At 74.3% G+C, this 24,949-nt stretch carries 20 protein-coding genes, 1 pseudogene and 1 riboswitch; of the genes and pseudogenes, 11 read left to right on the forward strand and 10 right to left on the reverse strand.

All coding sequences use genetic code 11. The features are described 5' to 3' along the window. Window positions 1-42 precede the first annotated feature (42 nt). From LPA54_RS08210 to ribD, 4 genes are read right to left on the reverse strand one after another with little or no spacing between them, the layout of a single operon-like run. Window positions 43-1,362 (reverse strand): bifunctional 3,4-dihydroxy-2-butanone-4-phosphate synthase/GTP cyclohydrolase II, encoded by a 1,320-nt coding sequence (locus tag LPA54_RS08210; RefSeq protein ID WP_228975301.1) that lies wholly within the window; start codon window positions 1,360-1,362, stop codon window positions 43-45. Then, a complete protein-coding gene (locus LPA54_RS08215; protein WP_228975303.1) occupies window positions 1,359-2,009 on the reverse strand; it encodes a nicotinamide mononucleotide transporter family protein in 651 nt (216 codons plus the stop codon). The genes LPA54_RS08210 and LPA54_RS08215 overlap by 4 nt, the downstream gene beginning before the upstream one ends. Continuing rightward, a complete protein-coding gene (locus LPA54_RS08220) occupies window positions 2,006-2,608 on the reverse strand; it encodes a riboflavin synthase (RefSeq protein ID WP_228975305.1) in 603 nt (200 codons plus the stop codon). Before LPA54_RS08220 ends, LPA54_RS08215 begins: the two co-directional genes overlap by 4 nt. Beyond that, the gene (gene ribD / locus LPA54_RS08225) at window positions 2,609-3,709 is read right to left on the reverse strand and encodes a bifunctional diaminohydroxyphosphoribosylaminopyrimidine deaminase/5-amino-6-(5-phosphoribosylamino)uracil reductase RibD (RefSeq protein WP_228975306.1); all 1,101 of its coding nucleotides are present in this window, start codon (window positions 3,707-3,709) and stop codon (window positions 2,609-2,611) included. It lies immediately after the preceding gene. A 156-nt stretch (window positions 3,710-3,865) separates the two neighbouring features. Further along, window positions 3,866-3,996: riboswitch (FMN riboswitch) on the reverse strand. A 290-nt stretch (window positions 3,997-4,286) separates the two neighbouring features. Between ribD and LPA54_RS08230 the strand changes: the two genes are divergently transcribed. Further along, window positions 4,287-6,608, forward strand: a complete 2,322-nt coding sequence (locus LPA54_RS08230; protein ID WP_228975602.1) for a chitinase C-terminal domain-containing protein — start codon at window positions 4,287-4,289, stop codon at window positions 6,606-6,608. Between the two features lie 482 nt (window positions 6,609-7,090). On the opposite strand, the gene LPA54_RS08235 is transcribed toward LPA54_RS08230, so the two are convergent. After that, entirely contained in the window at window positions 7,091-8,470 is a 1,380-nt protein-coding gene (locus LPA54_RS08235) for an ROK family transcriptional regulator (protein WP_228975308.1), read from the reverse strand. 140 nt (window positions 8,471-8,610) lie between these two features. On the opposite strand from LPA54_RS08235, the gene LPA54_RS08240 reads away from it, so the two are divergent. From LPA54_RS08240 to LPA54_RS08250, 3 genes and pseudogenes are all read left to right on the forward strand, one after another. Next, entirely contained in the window at window positions 8,611-9,825 is a 1,215-nt protein-coding gene (locus LPA54_RS08240) for an MFS transporter (RefSeq protein ID WP_228975309.1), read from the forward strand. A 168-nt stretch (window positions 9,826-9,993) separates the two neighbouring features. After that, window positions 9,994-11,469 (forward strand): uracil-xanthine permease family protein, encoded by a 1,476-nt coding sequence (locus LPA54_RS08245; RefSeq protein WP_228975311.1) that lies wholly within the window; start codon window positions 9,994-9,996, stop codon window positions 11,467-11,469. 164 nt (window positions 11,470-11,633) lie between these two features. Next, window positions 11,634-12,347: pseudogene (locus LPA54_RS08250) on the forward strand (DUF5995 family protein); the annotation flags it as partial. Window positions 12,348-12,592: 245 nt separating this feature from the next. Here LPA54_RS08250 and LPA54_RS08255 read toward each other — a convergent pair. The 4 genes from LPA54_RS08255 to LPA54_RS08270 form a co-directional block, all read right to left on the reverse strand. Next, entirely contained in the window at window positions 12,593-14,284 is a 1,692-nt protein-coding gene (locus tag LPA54_RS08255) for an NAD(P)/FAD-dependent oxidoreductase (RefSeq protein WP_228975312.1), read from the reverse strand. A gap of 70 nt (window positions 14,285-14,354) precedes the next feature. Continuing rightward, a complete protein-coding gene (locus tag LPA54_RS08260) occupies window positions 14,355-15,152 on the reverse strand; it encodes a carbon-nitrogen hydrolase family protein (RefSeq protein WP_228975313.1) in 798 nt (265 codons plus the stop codon). Between the two features lie 352 nt (window positions 15,153-15,504). Beyond that, window positions 15,505-15,960, reverse strand: coding sequence for an Lrp/AsnC family transcriptional regulator (locus LPA54_RS08265; RefSeq protein WP_168440253.1), 456 nt, complete (start codon window positions 15,958-15,960; stop codon window positions 15,505-15,507). Window positions 15,961-15,970: 10 nt separating this feature from the next. Continuing rightward, complete coding sequence (locus tag LPA54_RS08270) at window positions 15,971-17,443, reverse strand: amino acid permease (RefSeq protein WP_228975315.1); 1,473 nt, start codon at window positions 17,441-17,443, stop codon at window positions 15,971-15,973. Window positions 17,444-17,759: 316 nt separating this feature from the next. Here LPA54_RS08270 and LPA54_RS08275 point away from each other — a divergent pair, with 316 nt between their 5' ends. The 7 genes from LPA54_RS08275 to LPA54_RS08305 all read left to right on the forward strand — a co-directional run bounded on the left by LPA54_RS08275 (window position 17,760) and on the right by LPA54_RS08305 (window position 24,009). After that, on the forward strand, window positions 17,760-18,809 hold the full coding sequence (locus LPA54_RS08275) for a GDSL-type esterase/lipase family protein (RefSeq protein WP_228975317.1): 1,050 nt from the start codon (window positions 17,760-17,762) through the stop codon (window positions 18,807-18,809). A gap of 362 nt (window positions 18,810-19,171) precedes the next feature. Beyond that, on the forward strand, window positions 19,172-20,059 hold the full coding sequence (locus tag LPA54_RS08280) for an STAS domain-containing protein (RefSeq protein WP_228975318.1): 888 nt from the start codon (window positions 19,172-19,174) through the stop codon (window positions 20,057-20,059). Beyond that, window positions 20,056-20,454: an STAS domain-containing protein gene (locus LPA54_RS08285; RefSeq protein ID WP_228975321.1), complete on the forward strand. Its 399-nt coding sequence runs from the start codon at window positions 20,056-20,058 to the stop codon at window positions 20,452-20,454. The genes LPA54_RS08280 and LPA54_RS08285 overlap by 4 nt, the downstream gene beginning before the upstream one ends. Next, a complete protein-coding gene (locus LPA54_RS08290; protein ID WP_228975324.1) occupies window positions 20,451-20,972 on the forward strand; it encodes an anti-sigma regulatory factor in 522 nt (173 codons plus the stop codon). Before LPA54_RS08285 ends, LPA54_RS08290 begins: the two co-directional genes overlap by 4 nt. Continuing rightward, window positions 20,957-22,096, forward strand: coding sequence for a SpoIIE family protein phosphatase (locus LPA54_RS08295; RefSeq protein WP_228975326.1), 1,140 nt, complete (start codon window positions 20,957-20,959; stop codon window positions 22,094-22,096). Before LPA54_RS08290 ends, LPA54_RS08295 begins: the two co-directional genes overlap by 16 nt. Continuing rightward, window positions 22,093-23,349, forward strand: coding sequence for a PP2C family protein-serine/threonine phosphatase (locus LPA54_RS08300; protein WP_228975327.1), 1,257 nt, complete (start codon window positions 22,093-22,095; stop codon window positions 23,347-23,349). Before LPA54_RS08295 ends, LPA54_RS08300 begins: the two co-directional genes overlap by 4 nt. Window positions 23,350-23,493: 144 nt before the next feature. Then, window positions 23,494-24,009: an ATP-binding protein gene (locus tag LPA54_RS08305; protein WP_228975328.1), complete on the forward strand. Its 516-nt coding sequence runs from the start codon at window positions 23,494-23,496 to the stop codon at window positions 24,007-24,009. On the opposite strand, the gene LPA54_RS08310 is transcribed toward LPA54_RS08305, so the two are convergent. Then, the gene (locus LPA54_RS08310) at window positions 23,948-24,790 is read right to left on the reverse strand and encodes an RNA polymerase sigma factor SigF (protein WP_228975329.1); all 843 of its coding nucleotides are present in this window, start codon (window positions 24,788-24,790) and stop codon (window positions 23,948-23,950) included. The two genes, LPA54_RS08305 and LPA54_RS08310, sit on opposite strands and share 62 nt — an antisense overlap. Window positions 24,791-24,949 lie beyond the last annotated feature (159 nt).

Consider the following 24,949-nt stretch of genomic DNA (forward strand, 5'->3'; position numbering starts at 1 on the left):
CCCGGTGGTGCGGGATCGTACGGGGCGGCGCCGGGGCCGGTGCTACTGGGTCGCGCAGGGGGACACGTCGGCCGCGGCGTCGAGCCAGGGCAGGTCGTGGCCCATGCGGTCCCGCTTGGTGCGCAGGTACCGGACGTTGTGTTCGCCGGCCTGCACGGGCATCGCCTCCCGGCCCAGCACGGTGAGGCCGTGGCGGGTGAGGGCGGTGGTCTTGTCGGGGTTGTTGGTCATGACGCGGACGCTGCGCACTCCGAGGTCGGTGAGCATCTGGGCGCCGGCGGCGTAGTCGCGGGCGTCGGCGGGCAGCCCGAGCTCCAGGTTGGCGTCGAGGGTGTCGCGGCCGCGCTCCTGCAGCTCGTACGCGCGGAGCTTGGACAGCAGGCCGATGCCGCGGCCCTCGTGGCCGCGCAGGTAGACGACGACGCCGCGGCCGGCCTCCGTGACCCGGTCCATGGCGGCGTGCAGCTGGGGGCCGCAGTCGCAGCGCTGGGAGTGGAAGACGTCGCCGGTGAGGCACTCGGAGTGGACGCGGACGAGGACGTCCTCGCCGTTCCCGAGGTCGCCGTGGACGAGGGCGACGTGCTCGACGCCGTCGACGGTGGAGCGGTAGCCGTACGCGGTGAAGTCGCCGTGCGCGGTGGGCAGCCGCACTTCGGCCTCCCGGCGGACGGTCGGCCGCGGGGCCGGGGCGGGGGTGGCCGGGCGGGCGGCGCCGCGCAGGTGGGCGACGAGGTCCGCGATGGAGATGATCGTCAGGCCGTGCTTGCGGGCGAACGGGACGAGTTCGGGCAGCCGCAGCATGGTGCCGTCCTCGCCGGCGATCTCGACGATCGCGCCGGCGGGGCGGAGCCCGGCGAGCCGGGCGAGGTCCACGGCGGCCTCGGTGTGGCCGTCGCGGGCGAGGACGCCGCCGGGCCGGGCGCGCAGCGGGAAGACGTGACCGGGCCGGACGAAGTCGGCCGGTTCGGCGGTGCCGCTCGCCAGGAGCCGCAGGGTGGTGGCGCGGTCGGCGGCGGAGATGCCGGTGGTGACGCCGTGGGCGGGGGCCGCGTCGACGGAGACGGTGAAGGCGGTCCCCATGGACTCGGTGTTGTCGGCGACCATCTGCGGCAGCCGCAGGCGGTCGAGCTCCTCGCCCTCCATGGGCGCGCAGATCAGTCCGCGGCACTCGCTCATCATGAAGGCGACGATCTCGGGGGTGACCTTCTCGGCGGCGATGACGAGGTCGCCCTCGTTCTCCCGGTCCTCGTCGTCGACGACCACGACGGGGCGCCCGGCGGCGATGTCTCGGACGGCCTGCTCGACGGGGTCGAGGGTGAGGTCGGCGGGATCCCACAGGGACAGCTCGGGTGCGGTGGTCATGCCGGTGCTCCTTCCAGAGCCTTGGCCGGGGTGCGCGTGCGGAGCCACCAGTCGCGCATGCCCCACAGGACGAGGGCGAAGTAGACGACGTAGACGAGGCCGGAGAAGGCGAGGCCGCTGCCGAAGGCGAGCGGGACGCCGACGATGTCGACGAGGAGCCACGCGAACCAGAACTCGACGAGGCCGCGGGCCTGGGCGACCATCGCGACGAGGGTGCCGACGAAGATGTACGCGTCGGCCCACGGGCTCCACGACAGCGACGGGTAGAGGGTGAACAGGCCGCCGACGGCGAGGGTGCCCGCGACGGCCCCGGCCGCGAGGAGGCCGCGCTCCCGCCAGGTGGCGAACCGGACGGCGATGGAGCCGTCCTGGGCCTGGCCGCGGCCCAGCCGCCACTGCCGCCAGCCCCACAGGGCGACGGTGATGACGAGGAGCTGCTTGCCGACCCCGCCGGCGAGGTGGGCGGAGGCGTAGGCGGCGACGAGGACGACGCCGGAGAGGAGTTGGGCGGGCCAGGTCCACAGGGAGCGGCGCCAGCCGAGGGCGAGGGCCGCGAGGCCGATGGTGTTGCCGAGCAGGTCGGACCAGATGATGCGCTGCCCGAAGGCGGTGAACGCCTCGCTGTTGAGCCATTCCAGGGCGCTCACCGGCTGCCTCCCCGGGTGCCGAGGAGGCGCTCGACGTACTTGGCGATGACGTCGACCTCCAGGTTGACCGGGTCGCCCGGCTGCTTGGTGCCGAGGGTGGTGAGGGCGAGCGTGGTGGGGATGAGGCTGACGGTGAAGTGGTCGTCGCCCGCCTCGACCACGGTGAGGCTGACGCCGTCGACCGTGATGGAGCCCTTCTCGACGACGTACCGGGCGAGTCCGGCGGGGAGGGAGACCTTGACGACCTCCCAGTTCTCTGAGGGGACGCGCTCGACCACGGTGCCGGTGCCGTCGACGTGGCCCTGGACGATGTGGCCCCCGAAGCGGCCGTCAGCGACCATGGGCCGCTCCAGGTTGACGGGGGATCCGACGGTGAGGGCACCGAGGCTGGAGCGCTTGAGGGTCTCGGCCATCACGTCGGCGGTGAACTCGTCGCCCTCCTGCTCGACGACGGTGAGGCACACGCCGTTGACGGCGATCGAGTCGCCGTGCTTCGCGCCCCGGGTGACCACGGGGCCGCGGAGGCGGAAGCGCGAGGCGTCGTCGAGGGTCTCGACGGCGGTGACCTCACCCAGTTCTTCGACGATTCCGGTGAACACTCACGTCTCCTTGGTGGTGGGGCGGGGGCGGGCGGTGACGCGCAGGTCGGGGCCGATCCGCGTGGTGTCGGTGACGCTCAGCCGCAGGGCGTCGGCGATGGTGGCGATCCCGGCGTCGCCGAGCGCGGCGGGGCCGGCGCCCAGGAGGACCGGGGCGAGGTAGCCGACGACCTCGTCGACGGCGCCCTCGGCCGCGAAGGCCCCGGCGAGGGTGGGGCCGCCTTCGAGGAGGACGGAGCGGACGCCGCGCTCGTGCAGGGCGGCGAGGACGGCGGGTACGGAGAGGCCCCGCCCGTCGGCCGCCCTGGGCAGCCGTACGGTGTCGGTCCCCGCGAGGTGGTCGGCGACGGCGTCCTCGGCCACGGCCACCAGGGTGGGGGCGGCGTCGTCGAGGACGCGGGCCCCCGGCCCTACCGCGGTCGCCTCCGTGTCGACGACGACCCGCAGCGGCTGCACGGCCCCGTCGACCCCGCGGACGGCGAGGTGCGGGTCGTCGGCGCGGGCGGTGCCGGAGCCGACGACGACGGCGTCGGCCTCGGCGCGCAGGCGGTGCACGTCGGCGCGGGACTCCGGCGAGGTGATCCAGCGGCTGGTGCCGTCGGCGGCGGCGACGCGGCCGTCGAGGGTGGCGGCGTACTTCCAGCGGACGTGGGGGCGGCCGAGGCGTACGGAGGTGAGCCAGGCGGCGTTGCCTGCCTCGGCCTCTTCGGCGAGCAGGCCCCCCTCCACCCGGACGCCCGCCGCGCGGAGGGTGTCGGCGCCGCCGGTGGCCCGCGGGTCGGGGTCGGCGACGGCGTAGACGACGCGGGCGATCCCGGCCTCGATCAGCGCCTGGGCGCAGGGGCCGGTGCGGCCGGTGTGGTTGCAGGGTTCGAGGGTGACGTAGGCGGTGCCGCCGCGGGCGAGGACGCCCGCCCGGCGCAGGGCGTGCACCTCGGCGTGCGGGCCGCCGGCGCGCTCGTGGTACCCGGTGCCCACCTCGTGGCCGGAGGCGTCGACGATGACGCACCCGACGGCCGGGTTGGGGCTGGTGGAGCCGAGTCCGCGGGCGGCGAGCGCGACGGCTCGGCGCATGGCGTCCACATCGGCTACTGGGGCCACCGGGTCCTCCTGCCTCGTCGGGCACGGACTCCGGGGCTGTCGATGACGACAGGAGCGGGTACGACACCGCCGTCCGGGTACGCCGCGGCGCCGACCGACGGCCGGGAACGCCCGGCGACCGGCAGACGGCCGGCGCGCCCCTGGTGGGGTCGCCCGCCGCGCACTGCCTCCCATCCGGACTTTCACCGTCGGTCCAGGAATTTCACCTGGTCAACCGGCCACTGGATGCGGCCGGGTCGCGGACTGTAACCGCCGGTTCGGAATTACACCGACCCCGGAGTGCGCTGCTGCTGATACAGGGCAAGTGTGCCACGGCGGCGCACCGGCCATACGGGTGATCCTCTGTGGAGTGACTCACAGCGTCCGGCGACTCGGCGCGCGGTCACCGGCCGCCACCTCCGGAAGGATCAATTGGTCCAGACCTATTGACGCTCTGGTCTAGTCCTCTTAATGTCTGCGTCACCTCCCCGCGGAGAGGCGCCCACCGGTGTGCGCACACCCGGGCCCGGCACGACCAATCCCCTGCCATACGCCGCACGTTGTGTGAAGCCCGACTCCCCAGGAGGAGCCGACCGTGCTGTCATCCCCCCGTGCGAGGGCCTCGCTGCTCGCATCCGGCGCCGCCGTCGCCGGACTGCTGCTCAGCTCGCTCTCGGGCGGCGTCTCCCACGCCGCCGTCGACAACGAGTCCTGTCGCCCCGACGGCCTGTACAAGACCCCCGGCGTGAACGTCCCCTACTGCTCCGTGTACGACGACCAGGGCCGCGAGAAGATGGGCGCCGACCACCAGCGCCGCGTCATCGGCTACTTCACCGGCTGGCGCACCGGCAAGGACGGGACCCCCGCGTACCTCGCCTCGAACATCCCGTGGGACAAGATCACCCACATCAACTACGCCTTCGCCCACGTCGGCGGGGACAACAGGATCTCCGTCGGGGGCGACTCCCCGAACAACGCCGCCACCGGCATGACCTGGCCGGGCGTCCCGGGCGCCGAGATGGACCCGGGCCTGCCGTACAAGGGCCACTTCAACCTGCTCAACAAGTACAAGAAGCAGCACCCCCAGGTGAAGACGCTGATCTCGGTCGGCGGCTGGGCGGAGACCGGCGGCTACTTCGACGACAGCGGCAAGCGCGTCGCGTCCGGCGGCTTCTACTCGATGGCGACCAACGCCGACGGCTCGGTCAACCACGCCGGGATCAACACCTTCGCCGACTCGGCGGTCGCGTTCATCAAGAAGTACGGCTTCAACGGCGTCGACATCGACTACGAGTACGCGACGACCATGAAGGACGCGGGCAACCCGCTCGACTGGTCGATCGCGAACCCCCGCCGCGCCGGCCTGGTCCAGGGCTACTCGGCGCTGATGAAGACCCTGCGCGAGAAGCTCGACCGCGCCGGTGCCGCCGACGGGCGCCACTACATGCTGACCGTCGCCGCCCCGTCGTCGGGTTACCTGCTGCGCGGCATGGAGACGTACCAGCAGCAGAAGTACCTCGACTACGTCAACATCATGTCGTACGACCTGCACGGCGCCTGGAACGAGTACGTCGGCCCCAACGCCTCGCTCTTCGACGACGGCAAGGACGCCGAGCTCGCCGCGGCCAACGTGTACGGCAGCCAGCAGTACGGCGGCATCGGCTACCTCAACACCGACTGGGCGTACCACTACTTCCGCGGCTCCATGCCCGCCGGCCGCATCAACATCGGTCTGCCCTACTACACGCGCGGCTTCAAGAACGTGCAGGGCGGCACCGACGGCCTGTGGGGCAGGGCGGCGGCGACCAGCTGCCCGGCCGGCTCCGGCCTGACCAAGTGCGGTGACGGCGCGGTAGGCATCGACAACCTCTGGCACGACAAGGACGACAACGGCAAGGAGTCCCCGGCGGGCTCCAACCCGATGTGGCACGCCAAGAACCTGGAGAAGGGTGTCACCGGGGACTACCTGAAGAGCTACGGCTTCCCCGCCGACACCCGGCTCACCGGCACCTACGCCCGCAAGTACGACTCGACGCTCGTCGCGCCGTGGCTGTGGAACGCCGAGAAGAAGGTCTTCCTGTCGACGGAGGACGAGCAGTCGGTGGCCCGCAAGGCCGACTACGTGGTCGACAAGGGCATCGGCGGCACGATGGTCTGGGAGCTGGCCGGCGACTACGCCTGGAACGCGGCGAAGGGCCAGTACGAGCCGGGCTCGACGCTGACCACGCTGATGTACGAGAAGTTCAAGGCGGCCGCCCCGTACGGCGCGAAGGTCTCGAACAAGGCCCTGCCCACCAAGGCCGTGGACATCGGCGTGCAGTTCGGCGAGTTCAAGCTCGGCGACTCCAACTACCCGATCACGCCCAAGGTGAAGATCACCAACAACACCAAGACGACGCTGCCGGGCGGCACGGAGTTCCAGTTCGACTACGCCACCTCCGCCCCGGGCAACGCCTCCGACCAGTCCGGCTTCGGCACCAAGGTCATCAGCAGCGACCACACCGGGAACAACGTGGGCGGGTTGAAGGGCGACTTCCACCGCGCCTCGCTGAAGCTGCCGGCCTGGCAGACCCTGGCGCCGGGCGCCTCGGTGGAGCTGTCCTTCAACTACTACCTGCCGGTGTCGACCCCGTCGAACTGGACGGTGAACATCGCGGGCACGACGTACGCGCTCGCCGGCGACCTGGCGCGCGGCACCACCGTCGTCGAGCCCGGCACGGGTCCGACGCCGGGGCCGAGCGACCCGCCGCCCACCCCGGGCGCGTGCACGGCCCCCGCGTGGAACGCCACGTCCTCCTACGGCAGCGGCACGACCGTCTCCCACAAGAGCCACACGTGGAAGGCGAAGTGGTGGACGCAGGGCGAGGAGCCCGGCACCACCGGCCAGTGGGGGGTCTGGCAGGACCTGGGTACCTGCTGACGCCCACGCGTGACCAGGGCGCCGCCTGACCTCGGGCGCCCGCGCCGGGGCGCCCGACGAGGGCGCCCCGGCGACAGGACGGAGACCCGGCGGCGGTGAGAAAGGCCCTTGCCCGCCGCCGGGTCTCCTTTGCGTTCCCGCGCGGCTCCTCACCCGCCGGGCCGGGCCGGGACCGGCAGGCGCGGAGGCCGACGGCGCTCCCGCGCCGGCGGCCAGGGCGGGGGACGGCGTTCGTCGGGGTCGCGTCGTTCGCGTCGTTCGCTGCCGCGTGGTCCGCCGTCGCGTCGCGCAACGGCCGCGTGGTTCGCCGTCGCGTCGCGCAACGGCCGCGTGGTTCGCCGTCGCGTCGTTCGCGGCGCGCGGTGCGGTCGTGACGGCCGTGCCGACGTGGCCGGGCAGTGGCGGCCGGCCCTCGCCGCGCGCCGGCCGGCGCGGCTGTTGCCGCCGGCCGCCGGGGCGCTCCCCCGGCCGGCGACGGGCTGCTAGGACGTGTGGACCGGGCCGCCGAAGAGGTCGTCCTGGGCGGCGTCCCTGGCGGTGAGGAGCGCGCCGCGCAGCACCGCCGCGCCTCCCAGGGTGCTGGCCCTGACCTCGGTGCGCAGCGGCGAGAGGGTCGCGAGGCGGGCCTCCACGCGCTCGGCGAGCGCGGCGCCGCCCGCGTGTCCGAGCTCGCCGCCGAGGACGACGCACCCCGGGTCGAGCACGGCGGTGACGGCGGCGGCGCCCAGGGCGACGCGCTCGGCGAGGGCATCGAGGAAGGCCCCGGCCGCGTCCGCCCGAGGGCGGCCCGCAGGGCCGCCGACTGCCGCTCCGCCGTCCGCCGGGCCGTCCCGCCGGGGACGGTCTCCCGTGGCGCCCACCGCCGACCCGTCCACCGAGCCGTCCACCGAGCCGTCCGCCCGGACGCCGCCCGCCGGGCCGTTCGCGGGGCGGGTGCCGTCGCGGTCGCCCGGCCGCTCCCGTGCCGCCCGGACGGCCGAGGCTCCCTCCGGTTCGCCCTCGCCCTCGGGGCGGGTGGGCTCGATCCCGTACGCCCGCGCCAGTTCCCGCACCGCCGCCGAGCCGGCGAGGGCGTGGAAGCCCCCGGCGCAGTCGGTCGCCGACGGGAGCGCGGCGGTGCCGGGTACCGGGAGGAAGCCGATCTCGCCGGCGCCGCCCGACGCGCCGCGCCGCAGGGCGCCGTCCAGGACGACGGCGGCGCCGACGCCGTGGCCGAGCCACAGCAGGACGAACGTGTCGCGGTCGCGGGCGGCCCCCTCGCGCAGCTCGGCGGTGGCGGCGAGGTTCGTCTCGTTCTCCACGAGCACGGTCGCCGACAGCCGCTCCCGCAGGGCGGTGACCAGGCGGCGGTGCCACGCGGGCAGGCCCGCCGAGTCGCGCAGGGCGCCGGTGGCCGGGTCGACGAGACCCGGGGCCCCGATGCCGACGGTGTGCAGCCGGGTCGCGCCCGCCTCCCGGACGGTGCGCTCCAGCAGGGCGGCGGCCCGCTCCACGGCCGACCCCGTCTCCGTGTCGTCGCCGATGGGCGCCGCGGCCTCGGCGAGCGGCTCGCCCAGCAGGTCGGTGACGGTGACGGTGACACCGCGCAGGCGTACGTCGAGGGCGGCGAGGTGGGCGCGGTCGGCGACGAGCCCGTAGACCCGGGCGTTGGGCCCGCGCCGCTCGGCGCCGGACTCCCCGACGACCCGCACGAGGCCGGCGCCCTGGAGCCGTTCGACGAGGTCGGCGACGGTGGGCCGGGACAGCCCGGTCAGCCTCTTCAGCTCGGCGGCCGTCAGGGGCCCCTCGTCCTGGAGCAGGCGCAGGGCGAGCCGGTCGTTGATGGCCCGGGCGGTGCTGGGGGACGCGGGGGCGGTGGGCATGCCGGGATCCTTTCAGACCTTACTTTCAGGCAGGGTTCCTGATAATTTACGCGGCGCGGCACCGGCGTGCGCCGGAACACCGTCGGAAACCACAGACGCACACATCGAAACCACATGAACAGAGGAACCGGGGAGGGTCCGTGCCGTACGGCGTGGAGAAGGTCAAACGGGCGCGGTACGCCGTCGCCGCCGTGTTCTGCGTGCACGGAGCGGTCACCGGCAGCTTCGCGACCCGCATCCCGTGGATCCAGGAGCACGCGGGGGTCAGCCCGGGGCAGCTGGGCCTGGCCCTGGCCTTCCCCGCCCTCGGCGCGTCCCTGGCGATGCCGCTGGCGGGCGCCGTCAGCCACCGGTTCGGGGCGCGCACCGCGCTGCGCGGGCTCCTCGCGATGTGGACGCTGTCGCTGGTCCTGCCGTCGCTGGCGCCGAACCTCCTCGGCCTGTGCGCCACGCTGTTCGTCTACGGCGCGACCGCCGGCATGTCCGACGTGGCGATGAACGCGCTGGGCGTGGAGGTGGAGAACCGGCTCGGCCGGTCCGTCATGTCCAGCCTGCACGGGATGTGGAGCGTGGGCGCGCTTGTCGGTTCCGCCGCCGGTACGGTCGCCGCGCACCTGGGCGCCGACGCCCGGGTGCACCACCTCCTGGCCGCGGCGGTGCTGACCGTGCTTGGCCTGGTCTTCTGCCGGGGCGTGCTGGACCTGCGCAGTTCGCCGGGCGAGGCGGCGCCGCCGCGGTTCGCGCTTCCGCCGCGCTCGGCGCTGGTGATCGGCGCGATCGGCTTCTGCGGGGTCTTCGCGGAGGGCGCGAGCCTGGACTGGTCGGCGGTGTACCTGGAGGACGCGCTCGGCGCGTCGGCCGGCACCGCGGCGGCCTCCACGACGGCGTTCACCCTCACCATGGCGGTGGCGCGGCTGGTGGGCGACCGCGTCGTGGACCGCTTCGGCGCCGTGCGCACGGTGCGGACCGGAGGCGTCGCGGCCACGGCGGGCGGCGTCCTGGTCGTCGCGGCGCCCCATCCGGCGGCCGCGATGGGCGGGTTCGCGCTGATGGGGCTGGGCGTCGCGGTCGTCGTACCGCTGGCGTTCGCCGCGGCCGGGCGCAGCGGCCCGAACCCGAGCCAGGCCATCGCCGGCGTCGCCACCATCACGTACACCTCCGGGCTGATCGCCCCCTCGGCGATCGGCGGGCTGGCGGACGTCACGTCGCTGACGGTGTCGTTCGGGCTCGTGACCCTCCTGACCTTCGGCCTGGTGCTCGGCGCGAGCGTGCTCGGCCCGCGCGGCCGGCGGGGCGGCGGGGTGGGCGGCACCGCCGCGAGCCGCACGGCGGGCAGCGGCGACCGCGGCGCCTGAGCACCACCACCGGCGCCACACCGCCAGCGCCGCTGCCGCCGGTCCGGCGGGCGGCCGGGACCGCACACGCGTCGCATTACCATGGCGTCCGTTCACCTCCGGCCGCCGCGCGTCACGCGGCGCCGTCCACCCACCGGGCGAGCCCCGGAGAACGGGAGCGACCCACCCATGAACCTCGGCGTGCGCTGGACCCTGCACGGCGACGGGCGGACACCCGCTCCCGGCGCCGTGGTGCGTCCGGACGAGCGGCTGTCCTGGCCGCGGACCGCGGGGCTCGGCGCCCAGCACGTGGTCGCCATGTTCGGCGCGTCGTTCGTGGCGCCCGTCCTCATGGGCCTCGACCCCAACCTCGCGATCATGATGTCCGGCGTCGCGACGATGATCTTCCTCCTCGCGACGCGCGGCCGGGTGCCCAGCTACCTCGGCTGCTCCCTGTCGTTCGTGGGGGTGGCCGCCGCGATCCGCGCCTCCGGCGGCGACAGCTCCACCGTCACCGGCGCCATCCTGGTCGTCGGACTCGCGCTGTTCCTCGCGGGCGTGGCGGTGCGGCGGTTCGGCGCGCGGGTCATCCACGCGACGATGCCGCCGATCGTGACGGGCGCCGTGGTGATGCTGATCGGCTTCAACCTGGCGCCGGTGACCGCCGCCACCTACTGGCCGCAGGACCAGTGGACGGCGCTGCTGGTGATGCTCTTCACCGGCCTCGCGGTGGTGTGCCTGCGCGGCTTCTGGTCGCGGGTGGCGATCTTCCTGGGCCTGGTCTTCGGGTACGTCCTGTCGTGGGTGTTCGACCTGGCCCTCGGCCGCATCCACTCCCCCGTCGGCGGCGGCGAGGCGGTCGACCACTGGCGCCTGGACCTCTCCGCGGTCGGCCGGGCCGACTGGATCGGCCTGCCCTCCTTCCACGCGCCGAGCTTCGAGTGGTCGGCGATCCTGGTCGCCCTGCCCGTGGTCATCGCGCTCGTCGCGGAGAACGCCGGGCACGTCAAGGCCGTCGGCGAGATGACGGGTGACCCGCTGGACGACCAGCTCGGCACCGCCATCGCCGCCGACGGCGCCGCGTCGATGCTGTCCACCGCAGTCGGCGGCCCGCCCAACACCACGTACTCCGAGAACATCGGCGTCATGGCCGCGACCCGGGTCTACTCGACCGCCGCCTACTGGGCGGCGGCCGGCTTCGCGCTGCTCTTCGGCCTCTGCCCGAAGTTCGGCGCGGTTGTCGCCGCCATCCCCGGCGGCGTCCTCGGCGGGATCACCGTCATCCTGTACGGCATGATCGGCCTCCTCGGGGCGCAGATCTGGATCAACGCCGGGGTGGACCTGCGCAACCCGCTCAACCTGGTGCCCGCGGCCGCCGGCATCATCATCGGCGTCGGCGGCGTCAGCCTGAAGATCACCGACAGCTTCGAACTCGGCGGTATCGCCCTCGGCACCATCGTCGTGATCACCGGCTACCACGCGCTGCGGGCGTTCGCCCCGGCCCATCTGAAGGGGCAGGAGCCGCTGCTCGACGCGGGCACCTCGGCGTACGACGCCGCGTCCCCGGAGCGGGACGGCGACGGGGTCGGGGCCGGGGCCGGGGAGCAGCGGGCCGACGGCGGAGAGCGGGGCGGCGACGGCGACGGGCCGACGGCGCGGCCGTAGGCGCCCCCGCCCGTGGGCGCGCGGGCGCACACGGGTTACACGGATCACACGGGTGTACGGAGGACCGGCGGGGCCGCGGCGGCGGCCGGCCGGTCCTTCGCCCGTTCCGGGGACGCCCCGCCCGGCGGCTTCCGCCCGGCCCCGGAGGCTGGGACGCTGCCCGCATGGGGCAGATCGACGAGTACACCCCGGGCGCCGGCGCCGAGCCGCCCGGGGTACGGGCGGTGGCCGACCGGATGCGGGACTTCCGGTCCCTGTGGCCGGCGGGCGACGGGGTCCGCGTCTTCAACGACGTCTACCTGAGGGTCACCCAGGAGATCGGGCGCCTCGCCGGGGCGGGAGCCTTCCGGGACCACGACGGCGCCGCCACGCTCGCCGTCCGGTTCGCCGAGCGGTACGTGGCGGCGGTCGACGCGGCGGCGGCGGGCGGGCGGCCCCCGGCGTGCTGGCGGCCGCTCTTCGCGTACCGGCGCCACCCGGGCGTGCGGCCGCTGCAGTTCGCGCTGGCCGGCGTCAACGCGCACATCGGCCACGACCTCGCGCTGGCGGTGGTGGACACCTGCCGCGACCTCGACTGCGAACCGGCCCGCCTGGAGGCCGACTTCGAGCGGGTGGGCGAGGTGCTCGTCCTGCTGGAGGAGCGCGTACGCGAGGAGTTGATGCCGGGCCCGGACCTCCTGGAGGTCGCGGACCCGATGACGCACCTGCTGGGGTGCTGGAGTCTGGAGCGGGCCCGGGACGGGGCGTGGCTCGCGGCCCGCTCGCTGTGGCAGCTGCGCCGGGTGCCGGGGCCGTGGGGGGTGGAGCTGGCCGAGGGGTTCGCCGAACGCCTGGACCGCTCGGTGGGGCTGGTGGGACGGATGCTGCTGACGCCGCTGGGGAGTACCGGGACCCGCGGGATCGGGTTCTGCGGGGCCAGGTCGCACGGGATCGGGTCGCACGGGGCCGGGCCATACGGGATCGCGCCGCACGGGATCGGGAAACCCCGGACCGAGGCCCCCCAGGCCGGAACGCCCGGAGCCGGAACCCCCCGGGTCGGGCCCGGGGCCAAAACGCCCGGGGCCGGGCCGCGCGGCGTCGTGGCGCGCGGGCCCGGCCCGGGGGACGGCGCTCCCCCGCGCCCTCAGTCCTCCGGCAGCTCCACCGGGGCGATCTCGTCGTAGACGTCGCCCGGGCCGGGGTTGGACGGGTCGGTCCCGCCACCGAGGTGGTGCATGACGCCCCAGACGGCGTTGAGCGCGGTCTGCACGGCGCCCTCGGCCCAGCCGGCCGTCCAGGAGATGTCGTCGCCGGCGAGGAAGATGCCCCGCTTGTCCTCCGGCAGCCGGTCCTGCATGAAGTGGGTGTACAGGCGCCGCTGGTAGCGGTAGTGACCGGGCAGGTTCGCCTTGAAGGCGCCCATGAAGTAGGGCTCGTTCTCCCACGACACGGTCACCGGGTTGCCGATGATGTGCTTGCGGATGTCGACCTTCGGATAGATCTCGCCGAGCGACTTCAGCATGACCTCCATCCGCTCGTTCGCGGAGAGCGGCAGCCATTTCAGGCTGTCGTCGCACCACGTGTACGACAGGCAGATGACGGCCGGCTTGTCCGGGCCGTTGTCCAGCAGGTACGTGCCGCGGGTCATCCGGTCGGTGAGCGTCATCGACATGACGTCCCGGCCGGTCTCCTCGTCCTTGTCCAGCCAGAACGGCCGGTCCACGGGGACGAACAGCTTCGACGACTCCATGTAGTGCGTGCGCTCGATCGCCGTCCAGTGGTCGATCGGGAAGAGTGAGTCGTCGCACTCGATCTTCGACAGCAGCATCCAGGACTGCGCGGTGAAGATCGCGGCGCGGTAGGTGCGGATGTCGCCGTTCGCGTCGGTGACCGTGATCCGGTTGCCGGCGGTGCGGTGCAGCCGGGTCACGGCCGGCTTCGGGTCGCCGCCGTGCAGCGAGCTCAGCGAGGTGCCGAGCGGCCAGTGGACGATCTTCTCCGGTTCGCGCTCCCACAGCCGCAGCGGGAGCTGCTGGCTGCCGCCGACGATGCCGCGGTGGTAGTCGTCGGCCTCGGTGTAGACGACGCGGAGGATCTCCAGGATGGAGTTGGGGAAGTCGGTGTCCCAGCCGCCGGTGCCGAAGCCGACCTGGCCGAAGATCTCGCGGTGCCGGAAGGACTTGAACGCCTCGGACTCGCAGAGGAAGCCGTAGAAGGTCTGGTTGTCGAGCTTCTCGACGAGCTTGCCCCAGATCTCGCGGATGCGCGGCACGTCGCGCTCGCGCATGGCGCGGTTCATGTCGGAGAAGTCGGCGCCCTCCTCCAGGCAGGCGTTCCACGCCTGGGCGACGTCCCGGTAGACCTGCGGCAGGTCGGCGATGGTCTCCGCGTAGTGCGACTCGCCCTTGAGGTCCACGACGGTGGAGGGGGTCGACTCGGCGAGCGGGTTGGGGAACGGCCTGGTCTCCAGCCCGACCAGGTCGATGTAGTGCTGGAGGGCCGTGGAGGAGGGCGGGAAGCGCATCGCGCCGAGCTCGCAGTTCAGCTCGGGGTCGCAGCCGTCGAAACCGACCGTCCGCAGCCGGCCGCCGAGCTGGTCGGCCTCGTACACGACCGGCTTCAGGCCCATCTTCATCAGCTCGTACGCGGCGACGACGCCGGACAGGCCGCCGCCGATGACCGCCACCTCCGTGCCGTGCTCGGTCGCCGGTATCTGACCGAGGCCGGCCGGGTGGGCGAGGAAGTCGTCGTACGCGTACGGGAAGTCCGGGCCGAACATGGTGATGGGCGGCTGCGCGTCGGTGTGCTGGACGGCGGTGGGCACCGTGGACGTCATGGGGTACGGACTCCTTGCACGGGTGGAGAAGAGGCGGGGGGAGCGGGGTGGGGCGCCGGCCGGGGGAGGCTCAGACGAGGGAGGTGTAGAGGCCGGGGCGGCGGTCCCGCAGGTACGGGTTCTCGCCGCGCGACCGGCTGAGCAGCTCGGGGTCGACGTCACCGGTGACGAGTTCCTCGCCGAGGCCGGCGCGGGCCCGGGCGGAGCCGTCGGGGCCGGCCAGGGCGGACATGCCGACGAACTCGAAGTCGCCCTCGGGGCCGGTGCGGTTGGCGTAGGCGATGTACAGCTGGCTCTCGAAGGCCCGCACGGGGACCACGGACCGGGCGACGACCTGCGCCGGGTGCATCAGCGCCGTCGGGACGAGGAGGAGGTCGGTCCCGGCCAGGGCGTGGGCCCGGACGTTCTCCGGGAACTCCACGTCGTAGCAGATCATGAGGCCGACACGGACCCCGGCCAGCTCGGCCTGGACGACGGCGCGGTCACCGGGCGTGAACCACTGCTGCTCGAAGTCGCCGAAGAGGTGGGTCTTGCGGTAGTTCGCGAGGCGGGCGCCGTCGGGGCCGATGAGCTGGGCGGCGTTGTACACGGTCTCGCCGTCGCGCTCCGGGTAGCCGTAGGCCAGGGCGACGCCGTGCCGCCCGGCGATCTCGGCGACCGCGTCCGCGGCGTCCCCGTCGGCGGCCTCGGCCAGCCGGTGCAGCCCCTCGCCGATCGCGTACCCGGTCAGGAACATCTCGGGGGCCACGAGCAGGCCCGCGCCGGCGGCCGCGGCGCGGGCGGCGGCGCCGTCGAGGATCTTGAGGTTGGCGGCCACGTCACCGAGCTGTCCGGAGCTCTGGAGCAGGGCGGTGCGCAGCGGCGGCATGGGCGGACCTCGCGGGGTGCGGTGATCGGGGGGATTACCCAAGAAAGGTACGGTCCGGACTTCTCGCCGGACAAGGCGTGAGCGTTGCGGACCGACCGCCGAAGCGTTGCGTGATCCGGCCGCTCACCGGTGATTCGTTGCGCGGCGCGCCCCGCCGTGGCGGCGGGGCCGCGCGGGTGGCCGCCGCGGAGCCGCGGGCGTCTGCCTCGCGGGCCGGGAGGCGCTTGCTCCGGGAGCCCCAGGCGCCTGCCCCGCCGGGCCGGCGCCTGCCTCGCCCGGGCCCCAGGCGCCTGCCTTGCCGGGCCGACAGGCGCCTGCCCCGGGGGCGGGGCCCGGAAGCCCGGAGGCGCCGTCAGGCCGGGGAACCGGAGGAGAACCGGCGCAGGAGCGGGGAGAGCACCAGCACCGACTTGGTGCGCTCGACGAAGGGCTCGCCGGCGATGCGCTCCAGCACGCGCTCGAAGTGGCGCATGTCGGAGGCGAAGACCTGGACGATCGCGTCCGCCTCCCCCGTGACGGTGGACGCGGACGCGACTTCCGGGTAGCGCTCGAGACCGCGCTGGATGGTCTCGGGCGAGGTGTTGCCCCGTGCGTAGATCTCGATGAAGCCCTCGGTCTCCCAGCCGAGCGCCGCCGGGTCCACGCGGACCGTGAAGCCGGTGATGGCGCCTTCGGCCCGCAGCCGGTCCACGCGCCGTTTCACGGCCGGCGCGGAGAGGCCGACGAGCGAGCCGATGTCGGCGTAGCTGCGGCGGGCGTCCTCGGCCAGGGCGTGGACGATGCGTTCGTCGAGGTCGTTCAGTCGCACGGGGGGTGGATCACTTCTCTGCAGTGGCCAATCGGGAGCGGCGCATGCCGTACAGGAAGTAGAACACGAGGCCCGCGGCCATCCAGACACCGAAGGCGATCCATGTCGACAGGCCGAGCCGCGTCATGTTGAACACGCAGAAGCCGAAGCCGAGCGCCGGGAACAGCCAGCCGAAGGGCACCTTGAAACTGCGCTCCATGTCGGGGCGCGTGTGGCGGAGGATCACGACGGCGACGTTGACCAGGGCGAACGCGAAGAGCGTACCGATGCTGGTGGCGTCGACCAGCTCCCCGAGCGGGATGACGCCGGCCAGCAGCGCGCAGAACACGGAGACGATGATCGTGCCGTTGCGCGGGGTGCCGGTCTTCTTGTCGACCTTGCCGAAGGCCTTGGGCACCAGGCCGTCGCGGGACATGGCGAAGAGGATGCGGGTCTGGCCGTACAGCACGGCGAGGACGACGCTCGCGATGGAGATGACCGCGCCGAGGGCGAGCAGGGTGCCGAAGAACGTCTGCCCGGTGACGTCGTTCATGATCGCGGCGAGGGATGCCTCGGAGCCCTCGAACTTCGTCCAGTTCCAGGCGCCGACGGCGACACCGGCGACCAGCACGTACAGCGCGGTGACGATCAGCAGCGACAGCATGATCGCGCGCGGCAGGTCGCGCTTGGGGTCCTTGGCCTCCTCACCGGCGGTGGAGGCGGCGTCGAAGCCGATGTACGAGAAGAACAGCATCGCTCCGGCGCCGGTGACGCCCGTGATGCCGAGCGGCATGAAGTCGGCGTAGTTGCCGGACTTGAAACCCATGAAGCCGACGGCGATGAACAGCGCCAGGGCGGCGATCTTGACGATGACCATGACGGTGTTGACGCGGGCGGACTCGCGGGCGCCGGCGAGCAGGAACACCATGGCGAGCATGACGACGAGGAGCGCCGGGAAGTCGACGATGCCGCCCTCGGCGGGCGCGGTGGAGAGGGCCTCGGGGATGGTGACGCCGATGGTGCCGTTGAGGAACTCGTTGAGGTAGTCGCCCCAGCCCACGGCCACGGCGGCGACGGACACGCCGTACTCGAGGATGAGGCACCAGCCGCACACCCAGGCGACGAGTTCGCCCATCGTTGCGTACGTGTACGAGTAGGAGGAGCCGGCGACCGGGATGGTGCCGGCCAGCTCGGCGTAGGAGAGCGCCGAGAACAGCGCCGTGAGACCGGCTATGAGGAACGCGATCGTGACGGCGGGTCCGGCGACAGGCACGGCCTCGCCGAGGACGACGAAGATTCCCGTACCGAGCGTGGCACCGATACTGATCATGGTGAGCTGCCACATGGACAGCGAGCGGCGGAGCGAGCCGCCCTCGCCCTGGCCACCCTCCGCGACCAGGTCTTCCACCGGCTTGCGACGGCCGAGGGCGGAGAACCGGGACGCTCCGGCGGGCTTCGGTGCGGAGGGCTCGGTGGCCGGTGGGGCTGCGCCGTGATCGAGCACTGCGGGGCTCCTTCATCGCTGCGGTCGGGGGTACGGCGGGACCGACGGCGGCGCGCGGGCAGCGGGGAGACAGCCCACGAGGGACCCAGGGGAGGGGGAACCGCCGAGCAGGCGGTCACCGCCACTCCAGGTACGGGCCCCGAGCCTACGAGGCGGAGGTTCGCTTGTGTAATGCAGGGTTGTTGCGCAGTACCGATCGATCATTGCGCACTTCGGGCACGGACGGGGAAACATTGCGCGGTGCCGCATGAATCGACACATCGGGGCATTCGAGGGCAGGACACGGGCAGGTCGCAGGGGTGAGGGGAGGTCGCCGATGACGGCGTCGGAGAGCGGTGGGGAGTGGCTTGATCCGCTGCCCTTCCTGCGGGGTACGGCGTGGCTGGACGGCCCCCGCGCGGTGCGGGCCGACCCCGCGTCGCTGGGCGTGCTGCCGTGGGACGTCTCCGAGCGGGCGGCGCTGCCGATCGGGGTGCGGCTGGAGTTCACCGCCGCGCCGGGGACGCGGGCCGTGGAGCTGCGCTACCGGGCGCGGGTGCCCGAGCCGGGCGAGCGGCTGCGTGAGGTCGCCCACTCCTTCGCGCTGTGGCGGGAGGGGCGCTGCCTCACCGAGACGTGCGGGGAGCCGGCCGACGGGGAGGCCGTGGTGAGGCTGCCGCTGCCGGCGGACCGGGTGGACGGTGGCGCGTACACCGTGCACCCGCCGGAGAGCCAGGCCCCCGTGGTGCTGGGGGTGCGGGCGGTCGGCGGCGAGGTGCGTCCGGCGCCGCCGCGGCCGCGCTGGGTGGTGCACGGCGACTCGATCACCGAGGGCTGGTGGGCAACCCGTCCCGCGCACGCCTGGCCGGCGGTCGCCGGGCGCGCGCTGCGGCTGGACCCGGTGAACCTCGGGTACGCGGGTTCGGCGCGGGGCGAGCTGCCCGTCGCCCAGCAGCTGGCCACGCTGCCCGCCTCGCTGCTGACGCTCGCCTGGGGCACGAACTGCTGGCAGCCGGTGCCGACGTCGGCGCCGCTGATGTACGAGGTGACGCGGGCGTTCCTGGCACTGGTCCGGCGGGGCCACCCCGACACGCCGCTGCTGGTGCTCTCCCCGCTGCTGCGCCCGGACGCCGAGTCGACGGCCAACGCCCTGGGCGCGACCCTGGCCGACCTGCGCGCGGCCATGGAGGAGGCCGTGCGCGACCTGCGGGCCGAAGGGGACCGGCGGCTGGCGCTCCTGCCGGGGCTCCCGGTACTGACCCCGGAGCACCTGGCGGACGGCCTCCACCCGAACGACGCCGGCCACGCCCGGGTCGCCGCCGCCGTCGCGGACGCGGTACGGACGCACGGCCTCCTCGCGGGGCGCGCGGCGACCCGGACCGCCTAGGAGGGCGCGGACGCGGGCACCCGGGCTCGCCCCTGCACGCCACGCGGGGCGCCGGGCGCGGGCAGCCCGGGCGACGCGGTACGGACACCCGTACGACGGCCGCGGGGGCCCCGGACGACGGTGGGAACCCCCGTCCGGCACCTCGCGGACAGGCGGGCATGGGACGACCGCGAGGGGGTAGGGGCGCATCCGGAACGACTGTGACGGGACGGACCGCGCGCGTGTGCACCCGCCACCGGCGAACCCTACGATGTCCGACTGCGTTGTACGAAGGTGTAGGGGACCCCGGCCGAGTTCCGCGGGCGCCGGTCGCGTGCGCGGCGCCGGGCGGGGTCGTCTCCCGTCAGGTGCGAGAGGTGCGTGTGAACTTCAGCGAATCGAGTGTGCGGGACCGGCTGTGCGAGGCGCTGCGCGACCGCGAGGAGGAGATCGCGGACCGCTGGGTCCGGCTCCAGCTGGAACAGGCCGTGCTCAGTACGGACATGAGCGAGCACGAGGTCCGCGAGGAGGCCGACCTGCTCATCTCCGCGCTCGCCGCCGGACTGGCCAGCGACGTCCCCGTGGAGCGGCTCGTGACCACGCGGAACGACCTGCGACGCACCGTCATAGAGCTGTCGCTGCGCCGCGCCCGCGCCGGCGTGTCGCCGACCGCCACCTCGCTCGCCGTGCTGTCGCTCAAGGAGGCGCTGCTCACGGCGGTCCAGCACACCACGCGTGACTCCGCCGAGCTGTTCTCCGCCGCCATCCTCATCAACCGGCTGCTCGACGCGGCGGGCGTCCTCTCCTTCGAGACGTACGTGGAGGGCCGCGAGGAGATCATCCAGCGGCAGAGCCGCCAGCTGCTGGAGATCTCCACGCCGGTGGTGCGCCTGTGGCGGCACGTGCTGGCGGTCCCGCTCATCGGGACGCTGGACACCGCGCGCACCCAGGTGGTCATGGAGAGCCTCCTGCAGGCCATCGAGGACAACGAGGCCCAAGTGGCGATCATCGACATCACGGGTGTGCCGGCCGTCGACACGGCGGTCGCCCAGCACCTGATGCACACGGTGAACGCGGTTCGGCTGATGGGCGCCGACTGCGTCATCAGCGGGATCCGGCCCCCCATCGCGCAGACCATCGCGCAGCTGGGGATCGACCTGTCCACGATCCTCACCCGGGCCACGCTGGCCGACGCGCTGGCCGCCGCCGTCCGCCTCACCGACCAGCCCTCCGTCGACCCGGGTGCCATCCCCCGGCCGGTGACCGAGTGACGCCCCCTCGCGCCACGGGCGTACCGATCCTGCGGCTCGGCGACGTGCTCGTCACCGGGCTGCTGAACGAGCTGGACGACACGTCAGCGCTGGCGTTCACCGCCGAGCTCACCGAGCGCATCGCGGCGGACGGCGCCCGCGGCGTGCTCATCGACATCTCCCGCCTGGAGATCATCGACTCCTTCGTCGCCCGCACCCTCATGGAGCTGACGACCATGTCGCGGCTGCTCGGCGCGCGCGTCATCGTGGCGGGCATGCGGCCGGCCGTCGCGATCACCCTGGTCGAGCTGGGCCTGCAGCTGACCGGCGTCGAGACGGCGCTCAACGCCGAGCAGGGGCTGACCGCGCTCGGCTGGCAGCGGATGCCGCAACCGCTCGGGGAGGGCCGCCCATGACGCGGGGAGGGGACGCCCTGGCGGCGGACACCCTGGTGGGCCGGCCCCGTTCGCCGGTGGAGGACCCCGCGGGGCTCGCACCGGACGCGGAGGACCTGGCGGCGGCCGACGGCGAGGAGCTGTACTACCGCCACGACGTGCGGTCCGAGGAGGACCTGCTGACGGTCCGTCATGCCGTACGGGCCGCCACGGTCCAGGCCGGGTTCGGCATCGTCGACCAGACCCGCGTCGTCACCGCCGCGAGCGAGCTGGCCCGCAACGCCTACGTGCACGGCGGCGGCGGGACGCTGGAGCTGCGGCTGCTGTCCCCCGGCGGCCGGCGGGGCCTGCGGCTGACCGTACGGGACGAGGGGCCGGGCATTCCGGACGTGGAGACGGCCCTCCAGGACGGCTACACCACCGGCAGCGGGCTCGGCCACGGCCTCGGTGGCGCCCGGCGGCTCGTGCACGACTTCCAGATCCGCACCGCCCCGGGACAGGGCACCACGGTGGTGGCCACCCGGTGGAACGACCGGTGACGGCGCTCACCACCCGGATCGGCGTCCAGGACGACGGGGCGGCGGGGATCGCGGCCGCGGTCGCCCGGCGGGCGGCGGCCGCCGCCGGGCTGCCCGCGGCCCTCGCCGACCGCGCCGCCGAGTGCGCCGGCGCGCTGGCGCGCGCCCTCGCCGCCCAGCAGCTGAGCGGCGCCGTGTACATACAGCCGCCGGCCCTGCGCCCGGGGCTGGACATCCTCGCCGTCGGCTCCGGCCCGCAGCCGCGGGACACCCACCGGCCGTCCGGCGCGGCCCCCGCGGGCGGCCTCGGCATGGACGGCCTCGGCCCGGGCGTGTCCGCCGGGGGCGGGGCCGCCCCCTGGCCGGGCGGCCCCGCCCCCGGCGACCTGCGGTCCGTACGCGGCCTGGCCGACCACTTCCTGCTGCGGTCCGTACCGGGCCGGGGCGCGGCGGCCTGCGCGCGGTTGAGCCCCCGCGCGGGAGGCGCGGACGAAGCGGAGGGGACCGGGGAAGCACCCGGGGAACCACCCGAGGGCCGGGCCGCGCCCCCGCCCGACGCCGGGTCGGTGCGGCTGCCCGCCGAGGGCGAGACCTCCTGCGGCGACGCGTGGGCGCTGGACACGTCGCCCGACGGCGGGACGGTGACGGCGCTCGTCGCCGACGGCCTGGGCCACGGCCCGGCCGCCGCCGAGGCCGCCGACCGCGCCGTGGACGCCTTCCGGGGCTCCCCCGGCCTGCCGCTGCCCCAGCTGATGCGTGCGGTGCACGCGGCGCTGCGCAGCACCCGGGGCGCCGCCGTGGGGCTGCTGCGGCGGACGGCGGACGACGCCGTGGAGCACTGCGCCGTCGGGAACGTCCGCGCCTGCGTGGTCGGCCACGACGGCGTGCGCCACCGCTTCGGCGCGCAGCCCGGCGTGGTCGGCTGGAACATGCCCGCGCCGACGGCGCACCGGCTGCCGGACGCGGACGGCGGCACGCTGCTGATGCACAGCGACGGCGTCGAGGGCGACTGGGCCAGGCAGCCGCTCCCCGGGCTCACCGCCCTGCCCGCCCCCCTGCTCGCCGTCGTCCTCGCCCACCACCACCGCGCCGTCCGGGACGACGTCACCGTACTGGCCGTGGGCCCCGTCCGGAGAAGACCATGAGATCCCCGTGCACCACCACGCACCACTCACTGGACGAACTGCGCACCACCCTGCGCCGGCTGGCGCACCGGGCCGGGGTGGAGCCGGACCTCCGCTCCCGGCTCGTGCTGTCGGCGAGCCGGCTCGCCGCGGGTGAGCTGGCGGCCGGCCGGCCCGTGTCCCTGGAGGTCCTGCCGCCGCCGGGCGCGCAGCCGGCGTCCCTGACGGTGCGCCTGCGGCTGCCCGGCGCGGACGCCCCTCCCCCGCTGACCGGGCTGCCCCTCCCCGCGCGGGACGAACCACCCGCCGGGGCGGCCTGGACCGTGCCCCTCCCCGCGTCCGCCGACGCCGCCGCCGCCCCGGCCGGGCCGTCCGAGGCCGCCCCGCCCGACCCGGTCGCGCTGCTGGAGGAGGAGGCGGCCGCCCTCGTGGAGCGGCTGGACGCGCTGGCGCGCGAGCACCGGCGGCTGAAGGACGAGCTGTCCGAGACCAACAGCGGCGTGCTCGCCCTGTACGTGCAGTTGGAGGAGCGCGACGAGCAGCTCCGCAAGGCGCACGGCCGGATGCTGCGGCAGTTGGAGGACGCCCTGCGGCCCCCGCCGGTGCGGGCGCCCGGCCTGGAGATGGCCGTCCGCTACGAGCCGGCCGAGAGCCACGCGCCCACCGGCGGCGACCTGTACGACTGGTTCCGGCTCCCCGACGGCACGGTCCACATCACCATCGTGGACGCCCTCGGGCACGGGCTGACCAGTACCCGCAGCGCCCTCAACGTCACCCACGCGGTCCGCACGCTGGCCCTGGAGGGCCACGAGCTGCGCACGCTGGTCGCCCGCGCCGCGGAGGCGCTCGCCGACTTCGACCAGGAGCTGATGGCGACGGTGCAGGTGGTGCGGATCGACCCGGAGACGGGCGGGCTGCGACTGGCGAACGGCAGCCATCCCCCGGCGCTGCTGGTGCGCCGCGACGGCGGCACCCGGTTCCTGGAGGCCTCGGGGCGGGGGGTCGGCTTCCCCCTGCCCGGCAGCGAGACGGTGGTCGAGGACCGCCTCGACCCGGGCGACGTGCTCGTGCTGTACACCGACGGGCTGACCGAGAGCCGCCGCGACCCCCGGGAGGGCGAGCGCCGCCTCACGGACGCCGCGCGGCGCCACCGGGGCCTGCCGATCGAGCAGGTGCCGGTCGCCATCGCCAAGGAGATGCACACGGTGATCCTGCACTCCGACGACACGGTCGCGCTGACCGTGCGGCGCCGCGACGACGACGCCACCGGGTGAGCCCGCCGCCGAAGGCTACCCGGCGGGGCGGTCCCGGCGATTCGCGCGGACGTGTCGGTGACGCTTTGGTCACAGTGGTGAGTCCTCGCCACACGGTGGTGAACACCGCGCGGAACGGGTACGCGGAGCCGGGAAGGAGGCACCGTGCTTGTACTGGACTCACGCACCGCCGACAGCGGTGAGGTCCGCGACGTCGTGACCGGCTTCGTGGCCGACCGCTGCCCGTGGGCGGACCTCGCGGCCGTCCGTCTCGTCGTGACCGAACTCCTCGCGAACGCGCTGCGCCACACCGACGGGCGGTGGCGGCTGCGGCTGCTCGTCCAGGGGCGGCGGCTCACCCTGGAGCTGGACGACGCGAGCCCCGTCCCACCGGAGGTGCGGCGGCCGGACTTCGGCGGCGGCGGCGGGTTCGGCTGGCCTCTGGTGCTGCGCCTGGTCGACGAGGTCGACGTGCGGCCGGGCCCCACGGGGAAGACGGTGCGGGCCGTGTGGTGGGAGCCGGACGCCGACCGGTCGGAGGGGGCCTCCGACGCGCGGGACCGGGCAGCGCCCTCCGACGCGCGGGACGGGCGGGCGGGCGGCGCGGGCGCGCCGGGCCTCAGCCCTCGCTCAGCATCCGCTCCCGCATCCGGGTCGTCATCCGCGAGAGCAGACGACTGACGTGCATCTGCGAGACGCCGAGCCGCTCCCCGATCTGCGCCTGGGTCATCTCCTCCACGAACCGCATGTGCAGGATGGCCCGGTCGCGGTCGTCGAGCTCCTCGACCATCGGCTTGAGGGCCTGGAGGTCCTCGGTCAGCCGCATGGCGCGGTCCTCCTCGCCGAGGAGGTCGGCGAGGGTGGCCGACGCGGGCTCCCCGGAGTCGTCGAGCGGCATGTCGAGCGAGGCCGCCGAGTACCCGTTGGCCGCGACGAGGCCCTCGACGACCTCGTCCTCGTCGACCCCGAGGTGCTCGGCCAGCTCGCCGGCGGTCGGTGAGCGGTCCAGCCGCTGGAAGAGCTCGTCGGTGGCGCGGGCGAGGTCGATGCGCATCTCCTGCAGGCGCCGGGGCACGTGCACCGACCAACTCGTGTCGCGGAAGAAGCGCTTGATCTCGCCGATGACGCACGGCATGGCGAACGAGGCGAACTCGACCTGGCGGCTCAGCTCGAACCGGTCGATGGCCTTGATGAGGCCGATGGTGCCGACCTGGACGATGTCCTCCATCTGGTCCGAGCGGCTGCGGAAGCGGGTGGCCGCGTACTTCACGAGGGACAGGTTCAGCTCGATGAGCGTGTTGCGCACGTACTGGTGCTCCTCGGTGCCCTCCTCCAGGACGGCGAGGCGTGCGAAGAACAGCTTCGAGAGTTCCTTGGCGTCCCGGGGCGCGACCTCCGTGGGGTCCGGGATCCGGGGCAGGGGAGCCGCCGGTGCCGCTTCCGTCGGGGTCGTGGTCGCCATGGACACTGTGCCCTCCCTTCGTGTCGACGTTGCCGGAAGCGCGCCTACCCCCGATCGGGCCGGGCACACCCGGCGGGGACGTCTTCCGGCCACTGCCCAGCGCCCTGCCGCCCTCCCGGGGGCCGCACACACGGGAGCCGCCCCCGCGCGCGGCGGGGA

Origin of the sequence: Streptomyces sp. DH12 (assembly GCF_020873895.1) — a bacterium.
Lineage (GTDB): Bacteria > Actinomycetota > Actinomycetes > Streptomycetales > Streptomycetaceae > Streptomyces.

Excerpts from the sequence above, each read along its gene's own strand:
- LPA54_RS08210 (WP_228975301.1), bottom strand. The coding sequence starts at position 1,362 with ATGACCACCGCACCCGAGCTGTCCCTGTGGGATCCCGCCGACCTCACC.
- LPA54_RS08235 (WP_228975308.1), bottom strand. The coding sequence starts at position 8,470 with ATGCCCACCGCCCCCGCGTCCCCCAGCACCGCCCGGGCCATCAACGAC.
- LPA54_RS08245 (WP_228975311.1), top strand. The coding sequence starts at position 9,994 with ATGAACCTCGGCGTGCGCTGGACCCTGCACGGCGACGGGCGGACACCC.
- LPA54_RS08255 (WP_228975312.1), bottom strand. The coding sequence starts at position 14,284 with ATGACGTCCACGGTGCCCACCGCCGTCCAGCACACCGACGCGCAGCCG.
- LPA54_RS08260 (WP_228975313.1), bottom strand. The coding sequence starts at position 15,152 with ATGCCGCCGCTGCGCACCGCCCTGCTCCAGAGCTCCGGACAGCTCGGT.
- LPA54_RS08275 (WP_228975317.1), top strand. The coding sequence starts at position 17,760 with ATGACGGCGTCGGAGAGCGGTGGGGAGTGGCTTGATCCGCTGCCCTTC.
- LPA54_RS08290 (WP_228975324.1), top strand. The coding sequence starts at position 20,451 with ATGACGCGGGGAGGGGACGCCCTGGCGGCGGACACCCTGGTGGGCCGG.
- LPA54_RS08300 (WP_228975327.1), top strand. The coding sequence starts at position 22,093 with ATGAGATCCCCGTGCACCACCACGCACCACTCACTGGACGAACTGCGC.
- LPA54_RS08310 (WP_228975329.1), bottom strand. The coding sequence starts at position 24,790 with ATGGCGACCACGACCCCGACGGAAGCGGCACCGGCGGCTCCCCTGCCC.